This window comes from Streptomyces sp. NPDC047072 (genome assembly GCF_040643855.1).
Lineage (GTDB): Bacteria > Actinomycetota > Actinomycetes > Streptomycetales > Streptomycetaceae > Streptomyces.
Genome location: NZ_JBEYVC010000132.1, coordinates 16,422 through 28,554, shown reverse-complemented (window position 1 = coordinate 28,554; position 12,133 = coordinate 16,422). Strand labels below are relative to the sequence as shown.

At 71.1% G+C, this 12,133-nt stretch carries 15 protein-coding genes; all 15 read right to left on the bottom strand.

Annotated elements, in window-relative coordinates; all coding sequences use genetic code 11:
* Window positions 1-968 (bottom strand): AAA family ATPase (locus tag ABZ896_RS38025; RefSeq protein ID WP_360939395.1); only part of this gene is annotated, 968 nt, incomplete at its 3' end.
* A gap of 199 nt (window positions 969-1,167) precedes the next feature.
* Entirely contained in the window at window positions 1,168-1,383 is a 216-nt protein-coding gene (locus ABZ896_RS38020; protein WP_360939393.1) for a hypothetical protein, read from the bottom strand.
* A 289-nt stretch (window positions 1,384-1,672) separates the two neighbouring features.
* On the bottom strand, window positions 1,673-2,020 hold the full coding sequence (locus tag ABZ896_RS38015) for a hypothetical protein (RefSeq protein WP_360939389.1): 348 nt from the start codon (window positions 2,018-2,020) through the stop codon (window positions 1,673-1,675).
* Window positions 2,021-2,123: 103 nt separating this feature from the next.
* Entirely contained in the window at window positions 2,124-2,471 is a 348-nt protein-coding gene (locus ABZ896_RS38010) for a hypothetical protein (protein ID WP_360939387.1), read from the bottom strand.
* On the bottom strand, window positions 2,468-2,869 hold the full coding sequence (locus tag ABZ896_RS38005) for a hypothetical protein (RefSeq protein WP_360939385.1): 402 nt from the start codon (window positions 2,867-2,869) through the stop codon (window positions 2,468-2,470). The genes ABZ896_RS38010 and ABZ896_RS38005 overlap by 4 nt, the downstream gene beginning before the upstream one ends.
* A gap of 67 nt (window positions 2,870-2,936) precedes the next feature.
* The gene (locus ABZ896_RS38000) at window positions 2,937-3,791 is read right to left on the bottom strand and encodes a hypothetical protein (RefSeq protein ID WP_360939383.1); all 855 of its coding nucleotides are present in this window, start codon (window positions 3,789-3,791) and stop codon (window positions 2,937-2,939) included.
* Window positions 3,792-3,848: 57 nt separating this feature from the next.
* Window positions 3,849-4,358: a hypothetical protein gene (locus ABZ896_RS37995; RefSeq protein WP_360939381.1), complete on the bottom strand. Its 510-nt coding sequence runs from the start codon at window positions 4,356-4,358 to the stop codon at window positions 3,849-3,851.
* Window positions 4,359-4,414: 56 nt separating this feature from the next.
* On the bottom strand, window positions 4,415-5,179 hold the full coding sequence (locus ABZ896_RS37990; RefSeq protein WP_360939379.1) for a hypothetical protein: 765 nt from the start codon (window positions 5,177-5,179) through the stop codon (window positions 4,415-4,417).
* 42 nt (window positions 5,180-5,221) lie between these two features.
* Window positions 5,222-5,815 carry a hypothetical protein gene (locus ABZ896_RS37985; protein ID WP_360939377.1) on the bottom strand — a complete coding sequence of 198 codons (594 nt, stop codon included), beginning with the start codon at window positions 5,813-5,815 and terminating at the stop codon, window positions 5,222-5,224.
* The gene (locus ABZ896_RS37980) at window positions 5,784-6,173 is read right to left on the bottom strand and encodes an HAD hydrolase-like protein (RefSeq protein ID WP_360939375.1); all 390 of its coding nucleotides are present in this window, start codon (window positions 6,171-6,173) and stop codon (window positions 5,784-5,786) included. Before ABZ896_RS37980 ends, ABZ896_RS37985 begins: the two co-directional genes overlap by 32 nt.
* A 377-nt stretch (window positions 6,174-6,550) precedes the next feature.
* Window positions 6,551-8,065, bottom strand: coding sequence for an ATP-binding protein (locus ABZ896_RS37975; protein ID WP_360939373.1), 1,515 nt, complete (start codon window positions 8,063-8,065; stop codon window positions 6,551-6,553).
* Between the two features lie 49 nt (window positions 8,066-8,114).
* Window positions 8,115-8,654, bottom strand: coding sequence for a hypothetical protein (locus tag ABZ896_RS37970; RefSeq protein ID WP_360939371.1), 540 nt, complete (start codon window positions 8,652-8,654; stop codon window positions 8,115-8,117).
* 26 nt (window positions 8,655-8,680) lie between these two features.
* Window positions 8,681-9,151, bottom strand: a complete 471-nt coding sequence (locus ABZ896_RS37965; RefSeq protein ID WP_360939369.1) for a DUF6238 family protein — start codon at window positions 9,149-9,151, stop codon at window positions 8,681-8,683.
* 59 nt (window positions 9,152-9,210) lie between these two features.
* Window positions 9,211-10,683 (bottom strand): SCO6880 family protein, encoded by a 1,473-nt coding sequence (locus ABZ896_RS37960; protein ID WP_360939367.1) that lies wholly within the window; start codon window positions 10,681-10,683, stop codon window positions 9,211-9,213.
* Window positions 10,684-10,773: 90 nt separating this feature from the next.
* The gene (locus ABZ896_RS37955) at window positions 10,774-12,123 is read right to left on the bottom strand and encodes an ATP-binding protein (RefSeq protein WP_360939365.1); all 1,350 of its coding nucleotides are present in this window, start codon (window positions 12,121-12,123) and stop codon (window positions 10,774-10,776) included.
* Between the last annotated feature and the right edge of the window lie 10 nt (window positions 12,124-12,133).

Here is a 12,133-nt window from a genome sequence, read left to right as displayed (position 1 = left end):
GCGAGCGCGGCTTTGGTGCCGAGGACGGCCTCGGTCTTCTGGTAGCTGAGCAGTTCCCGCAGTTGGGGGGCCCAGCCCAGCTCGCCGAGTTCGACTTGGCGGGAGAGGTGTCGGGCGACCCGGACCACCCGGGCGTCGATCCTCAGCGCCAGGGCGAGGTCATAGTCCGTGCCGATCTGGATCTGCACGCTGAACCGGCTCGCGAGCGCCTCCGTCAAAACCGCTCCGTGGACGCCGGGATTGTGGCCCGCCACCACGTAGAAGCCCGGCTCGGCCTTGATGGTCTCGCCCTTGTGGGCCTTGACCTGGATCTGCCTGCGCCCGTCCATCGCGGGATACAGCGCCGCCAGGACCTTCGGTGAGATCAAGGTGGCATCGTCGATCAGCAGGGCGCGGCCCTCGGTCATCGCGGTGACCAGCGGACCGTACTGGAAGACGTAGGCTCCCGCGTCGTCCTGTGTGTACTCGCCGATCAAGTCGCCGACCGTGGTGTCGCCGTCACCGGCGACGGTGAGCAGGTCCGGGAACGCCGCCTCGACCAGACTCGTCTTGCCGGTGCCCGGAGGGCCGTAGAGCAGCACCGGCACGTCGGCGTCGCGCAAGCGATTCAACGCCTCGACGTCGGGCAGATCGGCCAGCTCCCGTGGGTGGTAGAGCTGGCCCCCCGTGCGGCGGATCGGGCCCGTCTGCCTGGGCGTGACTGGTGCGGGAATGGTCGTGCGGGCCTTGGCCGCCTGGGCGCGGGGAGAGTGGGTGCCCGGTGGGCTGATCACAGCCGTCTGCGCGGCTGCGGCGGTTTTCCCGTTCGCGCGGAACTCCGGTTGTCCGGTTCCGCCTTGGTCGGCCTCGCCACGTCGCACCAGGGTGAGGGCGGCGTTGCGGACGGCGCCGTGGGAGTGGCCCAGCTGCCTGGCCATGTCCCCGATGGTGAGCGTGTCCGCCGGCCGGTCGGCCAGCAGTCGGGCCACCTTGGCCCGTAGCTCGCCGCCCTTGGTGCGCGATGGACTGGTAGGCGTTCCGGGTGTGGTCAATACGAGGATCTTTCAACAGGTGCGGGTGCGGGGTTGGCGATGCGCTGGAGAGGCTGGCCGTTCTCGGAGCGCATCACGGACTGTGCCGGCATCGGCGACCGGGCCGACCGGGCCGACCGGGGCGTACCGTCGGCGCTCACCGGCCGACCGAGGGCTCGGTGCAGGTGCACGGGATGGCCGGCGACCAGCAGCTCGCTGGCTGCCGAGCAGGCCCGTGTTCCGTTCCGGGTTCCGTCGCTCGGCAGGCGCAGCCTGGCGTCTCTTCGAAGCCGGCCTGGAGCAGGATCCGCCGGGCGGCGGCGTTGTAGCCGGTGGTGGTGATCTCGCCGGTGATGGTGTGCCGGATCGGCATGAACGGCTCTGCTGGTGCTTCGGGCAAGGCGGGTCTCCTATCGGTGGTGGCGGGAAAGCGGTGAGGTGTTGGGCGAAGGCGAGGCGGGCCCGGAGCTTCCAGCACATCAACAGCGCGTGGCTGGACAACGAACGATGGGCAATGACTGCCGACATGCTCCAGGGCGGGCCTCACCGCCCCGCAGCTACCTGCCTCGCCTTTGCGCACGTTCCGGTAGCCGGGTGTACCAACAACGGCCATGTGCAGGGGAATCTCCTGTTGACGGGGTGAGGGCGGGGCGCCGGTGGATTCAGGCGGCGCGGGAGCGTGTGTGGAGTTCGGTGAACTGCTCGGCGGCACGGTCGAGCAGGTCGATCTGGTGCCGTGAGGTGCGGCGGGCGGCGGTGGCCAGGACGCGGTCGATGCGCGGGTCGAGGGTGCTGACAGCGACCAGTCCAGCGGCGCGGGCGACGGTCAGTCGCAGCTCGGCCTCCAACCAGGCCCACTGCTTGGCGGCGGGCGTTGGGACGCTACCGCCGCCGAAGCCGTTCAGGTATTTGCCGCCAGCAGACAGGATGTCGCGCAGGGGGATGTCGTTGGAGGCCATCCAGCGACCGTGTTCCAGCAGCGTGAAGATGGCGCAGCGCATCAGCGTCATGTCGTCGCGCTCAGGCGCGGTGCAGAGCGGGCAGGCGTGGTCGAGCGGGGCATGGAAGAAGTGCCTTTCAGGGCTGGGTAGTTGGTTGGTAAGGGATGCCGGGTCAGCGTCGTGGTCGCTGTGTGGGTTCGGCGGATGAGGACTGCGCAGTCATGACGGTCTTCGCGCGGCGCGGCGGCGGTGTTGATGCGGCGGCCGGGGCGTGGCGCAGATCAGGGTCGAGGTCGACGGTGTACCGGGCGGCGGTGAGCATCTCGGCCGCCCAGGTGGCGTGTTCGGACTCCCAGCGGCGACCCCGGTCGAACGGCAGGCGGATCCAGACGCCACGCAGCATGGGGTAGGTGTCGAATCCGGCGCGGGCCAGGATGCTCGCGGCGAAGGCGTCGACCGGGCCGTCGACGTCGACTTCGCCGCCCAGGCCGCGGGTGATGCGGATTGCGGCGTCGCTCATCGGCCCCGCCCTCCTCCGGCTGCCCGGGCTTGGCCGCTCAGGGGTTCGGCGGAGACCTGCGGCACACCCTCAGTAGGGGACGTGGCCGGGGCGGTGAGGCTCTGTGGGGAGCGGGTGGCCGCAGCGTGCGCGATGCGAGCGCGACGCTCCAACAGCCCATGTTCCGTGCCAAGTTGGGGAGATCCCGGCCTGCGGTCAGGGACGAGGGTGGGAGCGGTGTGCACCTGGTAGCCGAGGCGGCGCAAGTCCCGCGCGGCTTGGCGGGCGCGGCGCAGGCCGTCGTACGCGGGCTGGATGAGCCGGTACTGGCCCGAGGAGACCGGGACGGGCTCGAACTGCTCGTGGGTGAGCAGCCAGTCGGCCAGGTAGCCGGGGATCTGGGGATTGGCTTCGGCCACGTAGCCGTGCTCGGGATGGGCCGTGAAGCGGAAGTGGTCGGACAGAGACGAATCCTTATCGGTGGGTTCAGCGGTGTTCCGAGGCGGCCGGGGGCGTGGGCGGCGCTGCGGGGCGGGTGGTGAGCTGCCGCGGACTGGGCGGACGGGGCTGACGGGCCGCCCGGTACGGCGGCGCGGGCCTGGCGCTCGAACGTTTCGCCGTCGGTGAGCCAGGTCTCGATGGCGGGCAGCACGGCGAGGCCGAGGCGGCCCCGGATCTGGCTCCATTCGTGGGCGGCCAGCGTCCGGGGGATCGAGTACAGGTCGTGCCGGGTGTCGTTCCACTCGTTCTAAGCGTCCTGGCTGTCGGCGATGCCTCGCGCAGGCGGGTCAGCGTGGCGGTGTCCTGGGGCCAGGGGGTGGCCGTGGGGTGGCACCGGGCCAGCAGGAGGGGAGCGTGTTCGAGGACCTGGGTGAAGGAGAGCCAGGCCCACTCGGCGAAGTCGCGTTCCATTCCGGCGATCAGGTCGGAGTCGCTGAGCGGGTTGCCGTCGCTGTAGGGGCCGGAGTCCTTGATCGCCTTCAGAGCCTGCTGTTGTTCCCGGATCCGTTCCAGCGCTGTCAGGACGGTGTTCAGGTCCCGGTGGTGGAGGGCGCGGCGGTAGGCGGGCAGGAACGTGTGCGCGACGGCGTGCGCGGCAAGGCCCAGATCGGCGGGCAGCACGATGCTGTGCGGGGTGGTGGGGTCGTTGTGCGAGTCCTCCTTCTCGTGGGCGGTGAGAGCCCCGAGCAGGTAGCCGCTGCGGTGACCGGGACGTTCGATCAGCAGCCGTTCGGTGCCGGCGGTGTTCTTCAGCACGGACGCGAACGGGATGCGGTGCTCCACGAGGGCATGGTGGATGTCGCCGGCATCCCACAGCCCGTACCAGCTGGCGGTGAGCACGACGGCGGCCTGACGGGCGCTTGTGTGCGAGGGAATGAAGGTGCTTCGGGGAGGGGGTCAGCGGGAACGGGACGGGGCTGTGGCAGGCGGGGGCATGGCGGTCGCGGCCGGTGGGGTGCGGGTGTCGGCGGCTGTGCGCAGTTGCTTCGCGGTGTGGGCGAGGTGGGTGCGGCTGTCGCCGAGGCGGTCCACGAGCCGTTGTTGCTCGGTGGTGATCGCCCGGTCGCGGGCGGGGCCGGGGGCCTGGTGGGCGAGGTCGGCGAGCTGGCCGAGGTGGTGGACAGCGGCGCCGAGGGCGGCGAGGGCGAGCCCGGCGGGTTCGGCGGCGCTGGCGAGCGCGAGGGTCGTACGGCGCACCGTGGCCGTGGCCGTGGCCGTGGCCGGGTAACGGGAGGCGGCCCGGTGACGGAAGGCGCTCTCGCCGGCCAGGAAGGCCAGCAGGCGGGCCAGATGGCGGACTTCGTCGTCCAGGATCTCGCTCAGCGCCGGGTGCGGGCGGATCTGGTCGGGAAGCGGAAGCTGGTCGGAGACGGCGTTGAACTTGTCGGCCACATCGTGCAGCAGCATCCGCTGGTCGGGATCGGACTCGGACAGCGGTAACTCCTTGATACCGGGGTGGTGTTCTACCTTCGGGAGGCGGACTTCGGTGCCCGGCCACCGGCATGCTGTTCGCGGCTGCCGGTGCCGCAGCGGGAGGTGGAAGGGGCACGGCACGGCGGAAGTTGACCTCGATGCCCTTCAGCATGAGCCGCTGGGCGGCGAGTTGGACCAGCATGGCCTGCACCCGGGCGCTGTAGGAGGCCGGCAGCACGAAGGCGGACTCGTTCGGGCGGTACTGGAAGTGGCGGTCGAAGAGCGTCATGTATGCCTCTTCGGGCACCGAGTCGTACGGTGCTCCCACCACGCCGTCCGGATACCAGACCAGCTGACGCGGGCTGGCGGTGTGGCGGTTCGGGCTGGTCGAGGGCCTTGGCGCGGTCTGCGGCCACGGCGGTCCCGTAGCGGGGCAGTAGACACCGCGTGATGGCTGCGGCGGCGCGCACCGGGTGGTTGGGGACGGCGATGCCGTTCGGCTCGTGCACCGCGGAGGTCTGGTGGCCTGTGACGCCCGAGGGTTCCAGCGCCGCCACCACGAACTGGTGGCGGTAGTTGGGCCGGTCGGTGACGTAGAGCTGCTCGCCGTCGGGGCCGGTCAGGACGGCGTCATGGCCCAGGATGTACTGGCTGACGATGTGGTCGACGTGGCCGAGGTCCCAGAGCCGTTCGACGGTGGGGAACTCGTCCGCATAAGTGCGGTGGCGGTGATACTCGCTCGTCCACATGCCGGGCAGACGCTCGGCGAGGGCGGCGGCGAAGAGGGCCAACGGGGCCGGGCGGGGTGCGGGCATCGGTTCCTGGGCTGTGGCGGCGGGTGGTTGCTTCATGGGGGGTCAGCGCCGTGGTTTGCCGGGTCCGGGCTGGGGGTCCGGCGGGGCCGGAGGTGTGGCAGGCGCTGTGCGGGTCTGTTTGAGGAGCGCGTCGAGGTCCGGGGGCGGGTCGTAGTGCGCGCGGAGGATGTTGAGATCCGCTTCGGTGGCCATGGCCAGCGCGGTGGCGATGCTGCTGGCGGCGCCGCGCAGCAGCCAGGGCGGCGAGCCGGGTTCGGCTCCACGGTTTCGGCCCTTCCACTTCGCGGTGGCCGCCAGGTGGTCAATGACCTCGCTCAGGAACGGTTCGACCGCGTCCAGCAGGGTGTTGAGCACGGTGCTGAACTCGGCCGGTGTGTCGGCCGCGTCCAGAGCCGTGCGGTAGGGGCTCAGGTCCGGGGCGGGGAAGGGCTCGGGCGGCAGGGGGTGCCGGATACGGAAGGCTTCGGCGTCGCGATCGGCCCAGCGGCGCAGGTCCTCCCTCGTGGCGGAGCGGGTGTGGTAGGCACGGATCTGCTCGGCGGTGCGGCCGACGTTGTCGTACAGCTCGAAGTCTGGGTGCTGCAGGGGGACTCCAGTCGATGGGTCAGAGTTGCCGACGGCCCCGGGGCGGCACATGCGGGTTGAATGGGGTGACGGATGTCCGGGCGGGATGGGCCGGTGCTGCGCGGGCGGCAGGACGGCGCAGCCCGAGGTGCACCGCCGCGTCGAGGGTGTCCGTGACGGGCCAGTCGGCCGCACGGAGTCGCTCGGCCGGTTCGAGGCCGCCGGAGAACAGGACCGGCTGCGCGCCGACGGCCCGGGCGGCCCGCGCTTCGTCGAGGGAGTCGCCGATGACGAGGACGGGGCGGGAGCGGATGTCGGGAGGCAGGGCAGTCAGATGGTCGGCGAGCACGGCTTCCTTCGTCCCGTCCGGGCCGCGACGTCCGTCGATCCGGGCGAAGAAGCCGGTGATACCCAGCCGTCGGACTTTCACCGCGCAGGAGCTCTTCGGGATACAAGTAGAGCAGGGACTGGCTGTGTTCGAGGCCGTGCACGCGGGCCAGGAGAGGTTCGGCATCGTCACGCAGTCGCGGCGGCCGGTCGCGCAGGAAGTCGGTGAAATCCCTTTGGGCGTGGCCCATTCGTTGTCGGTGAGCGTCCGGTTGACCAGCTGGGTGTACAAGCGGCGCACGGGCAGGACGTGTCGTAGGTCGCGAGGTCGATGGGAGCAGCCCGCAGCCCTTTGAGCGTGTGGTTCACGGCGCCGAGCAGGTCTGCTCGGTCGTCTTTGAGGGTGCCGTTCCAGTCCCAGACAATATGGATGGACATGGTGCGGTAGTGGCTCCGATAGATCACGGGGGTGTGCGGGCGTTACCGCAACCGGGCGTCGGTGTCGAAGAGCGACAGCTCGTGCGGATGGAGGAGGTGCTGGACGATGAAAGATCGTCCGGCTACCTTCCACAGGCCGCGCCCTCGGTTGAGATGGGCGAGTGCGTCGCTTTCCACCGAGGTGAGGCCCAACAGAGCTGCTGCGGCATGGAGTTGGTCGGTCTCTTGCCGGTAGATGATGCGGGTGGAGCAGTCTGCGAGGAGCCCTTCGGCGAGGGCGCGTCCGCGGGATCCGGCGTCGCCGGCAGTGAGCAGGTCGGACAGCCGGTGGATGACCATGAGGTTGGCGATGCCCAGGCCGCGGCTCAGTTTCCACTGGGACTGCATGCGCTGCAGCAGGCCGGGGTGGCGCATCAGGCGCCACGCCTCGTCGTAGACGATCCATCTCCGGCCGCCGTCAGGGTCGGACAGGGCGGTTTCCATCCAGGCGGACGCGCAGGTCATGGCGAGGACGAGTGCGGTGTCGTCGCCGGTTCCGCCGAGCCGGGACAGGTCGATGGTCAGCATCGGCGAGTTGGGATCGAACGCCACCGTGCTGGGAGCGTCGAACATCCCGGCGAGGTCTCCGTGGACGAGGCGGCGCATGGCGTGGGCGAGGTCGCGGGAGGCGTCGCCGAGCCGGCCGGACATGATGCCGCCGGCCGCGTCGAGTTCGGCGGGGTCGTTGAGGGTGGCGGCGATGTCACCGAGCAGCGGGGTTCTTCCCGCCGCGGCGGCCCGGGTGACGACCGCATCCAGCGCGACGTCGAGGCCGGTGTGCTCCATCGGCAGCAGCTCCCGCCCCAGCACGGTACGGGCCAGCGAGCCGAGCAGCAGCAGACGGCGCTTGCGGATCTCGCCCGTCCAGTCGGCCTCCGAGACACTGTTCGGCCGCGGCGCCGCGTCCAGCGGGTTCAGCTTGCCGGGCAAACCCGGCCCGAGCGCGATCGAGGTGCCGCCCAGCGCCTGAGCTACCGGCGTCCACTCCCCCTTGGGATCACACGGGACATAGACCCGGTATCCGAAGGCGATCGACCGCAGCGCGAAGGACTTCGCGAGCGCCGACTTGCCCTGTCCGATCACCCCGGCCAGCAGCACATTCGGGTTGGTGAAGCCCTCGATCTTGCCGTACAGGGCGAACGGATCGAAACAGAACGACGCCTCCGCGTGCACGTCGCGGCCGATGTAGATGCCCTCGGCCCCCAGCCCGCCCTCGGCGAGGAACGGATACGCCCCCGACGCCGTGGCGGTGGTCATACGGTGGGCGGGCAGCTTGAGCCTGCTGTGGCGGGCGGACGCGGGTCCGGGCCGCCCGGCGGACGGGAAGAGGGGAGGGGGCATCTCCTGTTCCTCCGCGGCGGTGCCACCGGTGCGGGCGGCTGCTTCGGCGCGGGCCTTCGCGGCGGCCTCGGCGAGCTGACGGCGGGCGGCCTGGCGGGAGGCGCGGTCGCTGCCGTGCGGGGTGAACAGGGGGCTGGCGCTGGCGCGGCGGGCACGGCGTGCGGGCCGGTGACTCATGGCGGGGCGGCTTTTCACGAAGGCGGCGGGTCTGGACGGGGCGCGGAGATCAGACGACCGGCGAGGCGGTGAACAGCACTGGGCTGCGATAGCCCTTGCCGTCGCCCGACCAGTCCAGCTGGATGTAGCCGTCGGCGAGGTAACGGCCCGATCCTGCCGGGTACTTGAGGGTGCCGGTCGAGTAGGAGCCGTTCCCGTAGCCGCTGCTGTGTTCGAGCGCGTACTCCAGCCCGGTGTAGGCGCCGGACTTCACGACCGGGTCCGTGCCGCTGACACTGCGCTTGGTCTGGAGCTGGAACTTGGCCTTGTTGAAGGTGTACGTGCTGCGGTTCTTGGCCGTGTACGGGCCGTCCCAGTACACGGTGGCGGTGGTGTAGATGGTGCCGCCGGAGCGCATGCCGCACAGCGTGACGTCGAAGTCCCAGTTGTCGGAGTCCGGGCCGTTGTAGCTCGGGTCGTCGACGGAGTGGCTGCTGGTCTTGCAGTGGTAGCTGGCGGCGGACGCCGGAGTGGCGGTCGCCAAGGCCGCGGTACCGGCGAGCGCGGCGAGAACGAGGACGGCGGAGGTGGAGCGCTTCAGGGCGTGCAATTTCAGGGCCTTTCGGTGATGCGGGATTACCGGCTGCACGTCGTGGTGTGGCCGTGCAGCGGGGTGTTGAGATCGCTCGGGGTGGTCTTGCGGCGGACGACGTGCCCGGCGGCGAGGTGGCGCCGGCAGATGGTCAGGACGGGCGGTCCCGCGGGTAGCTGTTCGGGGGGACATTCCGTGTCCCTCGGCGTCTCGTCCGCGGCGGGCAGGAGGTGGTAGGCGTCGTGCACCGCGGCGGCGGCCTGGAACAGCCGGGTATGCGCGGTGGCCAGATGGCGACCGGCGGCGGGATGCGGCGGCCGGGAGGTCTCGGCGAGCTGGTCGAGCAGCTGGTGCAGCGCGGTCAGATGGGCGTGCAGGACGTCGAGGTGCGCGCGGTCCGCCGGCGAGGAGACCGGCTCCCTGAGGGGGGTGAGGGTGCGGGCGTGGTGGCGGATGCCGGCGCTGGCGGCCCGCAGATACGGGTACGCGTCGCCGACCGGGAGAGCAGAGGTCAAAAGGGGGAAGAGTTCCTTCCTGCCGTGGCGGCAGGACGTCGTCCGGTGCCGCGGCGGGATTACAGGGCGGTGCGGGCGAGCGGGAGAGCGCCGAGCGTGAAGGCGGCGGGCTGCTGGTAGAGGAGCCGGCGCAGGTCGACCTGGGCGGTGACGGCGGCGGTCTCGATCTGCGCACACGCGGCATCGAGCAGAGTGTCGGTCTCGGCGGACACGGTGAGCAGACCGGTCAGGGCCACATCGGCGTGCCCGGCGATCAGCTGGCGTTCGCGGACCTTCACGTCGGCGTACTCGACGGAGTCGGCTTCGGAGTCGACCTGCCCGCGGCGGGAACGCTCTTTGGCATCCGCGATGATCGCCGCCTTGGTGCGCTGCACGTCACGCAGCGCGGACTCGATCCCCTGCGGCACGTAGATGAGGGAGAGGGTGCGGCGGACCCCGGCGGTGAACATCACGGGGTGGAGGAACCCGGCGCTGGTTTCGGTGCGGGGCCAGTCCTCGACCCAGTAGGTGGCATGCCGTGCGGTGTCGGTGGCGAGCCGGTCGTACTCCTCGACCTGGACCACGGGCCCGGCGGCGGCCGGGGTGGCCTCGGCCCGCCCGGAGGTGGACCACTGCTGCAGCGCGGACAGCGCGCTGGGGTCGTAGGCGGTGCGGATGACGGCGGCGATCTCGCGGGCCGTAAGCCAGCTGGTCACCATCAGTCCGGCACTGCGCGCGGCCTGTGCGATCGACGCCGTGGTCTGCTCCATCACGGTGAACGCCCCGGGCAGCCCGCCGCCGGCCTGGGAGATCAATCGCTTGGCGGCCTTCAGGTCGAGGGAGATCGCCAGGTACGTCTCGTGCGGAGCTGCGGCAGGGCCTGCGGAGGCGACCAGGTCGGAGTAGATCTGTCCGGCGACCTGGGTGTCGGGGCGGCCCTGTCGGGTCCAGTGGCGGGCGAGAGTGTCGCCGGAGTCGGGGACGGTGCGTTCCAGGACCTGCACGGTGGCGACGTGCCCGGTCCGGGCGACACCGGCCAGGGCCCGCCCCCAACTGCTCACGTTGTGGTTCTGAGCGGCAGGGTCGAGGAGCGCGAAGGCGCGTGAGGCGACGCGGGCGACGGCGGTCAAAGTCTGCTGATGCGGGTCGTGTACGGCGGCGGCGCCGTTGGCGGAGTCGCCGGGGGTGACGACACGCAGGGAGGCGGCGGTGCCGGGCAGGTGCAGGATGCCGTCCTGCCGGGGTCGGGTGACCGGCCGGGCCAGCCACAGACTCTGGCCGGTGCGCCGCCGCTGGGCGAAGCGCCAGACGATCGGTGCCCAGTCGATCAGTGAGCGGCCATGCCGGCGGACGGCGACCAGGGCGATGACCGTGGCCCACAGCGGGGTGAGGGCGAGGGCGCCGAGCAGCCCGGTGGACACCACTGTGACCAGGAGCAGCGCCAACGTGCCCGAGGTGAGGGTGAGTTGGGGCAGGGAGAGGCCGAGCAGGATGCCGCGCCGGGACCGGCGGGGGAATTTGACGGTGAGCGGGGTGGCGGTGAGATCAGACAAGGGCCGCTTTCGGTGGTGCGCGTGAACGGTGGTCGGGGCGGCACGCGGCGAGGCCGTACGCGGCGTGTGCCGCCCCGGAGTCGGGCAAGGTCACAGACCGGTGGGCGGCGGCGTTCCGGTTGCGCCGGCGATGCCGGTCGGGTTCGGCGGAGGCGGGGCACCCTGCGGCGGCGGAGCCGAGGTGCCGGCGCCGGGCTGCGACATGAAGCCGCTGCCTCCGGAGGGCGATCCCGGAGCGCCTCCCTGTCCGGGGGCACCGCCGATCTGGCCACTGGTGTCGTCACGGGGACTGGTCGGCGGGGGCTGAACAGCCTTGTCCGGACCGCTCTTGATCCCCTCGGCTGCGGACGACGGCGCGCTCGGGCTGCCGCCTTCCTTGCCGGTGCCCGGCGTGGGGTGGGCGGCGATGTCGCCGGGGAATCCGCCCGGAACCGATTCCGGTCCCTGAGGAGCGGCGCCCGCTCCGGCTGCGGCTCCTCCGGTGGCGACCGCGGCGGCGGCCTTGCGCCCGGCGCGCTCGACATGCTGGCGGGCGATTTGCGCGCCCGCGCCGCCGGAGCGGTGCAGCGTTTCCGCGTCGGAGCCTTCGGAGGCGGCCCAGTGCACGAACTTGAACGTCGCGTACGGGCACAACAACACCAAGGCCATGATGACGATGCCGGCCATCACGTCGGCGAGGGCGGCGATGCCATCCTTGGCCTCCGTCTTGCCCATCGCCGCGATCCCGAGCACGAAGATCACGGTCATCAACAGCTTGCTGACCACAAGGGTGGCGGTGGCTTCGATCCACCCCTTGCGCCAGCGCCGGGCGACCTCCCAGCCGCCGCCGGCTCCGGCGAAGACGGCGAGGGTGACCATGACGAGGATGCCGACCTTGCGGGCCACCATCACGCACCAGTAGAGGAAAGCCCCGATCGTGGCGCCGACGCCGACGAAGACGGTGACGAGCCAGCCCAGTCCGGACAGTTCGGCGATCTGTCCCACCTTGACGATGCGCCGCACCGCCGTGGCGATGTCGAGGTTGGCGGCTTTGAAGAGTCCGTCGGAGAGGGCGTCGACGACTTCGATGACGACGGTGGTGAAGGCGATCGCGGTGAAGGCGAAGATCACGCCGGTGGCGGTGCCGGTGAATGCCTGGGTGAGTGCCTGGCCGTCGCGGCGGATCGCGGCGCGTACCAGCTGGGCGCAGAACGTGCCGACCAGCATGATCAGGCCGATCGGGAGGATCATCTCGTAGTTGTCGCGGAACCACGTCGCGTTGAGGTCGACGTTGGTGGTGGTGTTGACTGCCTCGGCGGCCAGGTCGGCTGCGGCGGCGGCGAGTTCACCCGCGCTCTTGGCCATCCAGTTGCCGATGGCGGCGCCCGGGTCGGAGGCGAAGTCGACGGCGTCGCCGACGGCGCAGAGTTTGTCCGCGAGGGGGAGGTCGCAGAAGCCCAAGAGGCGTCAT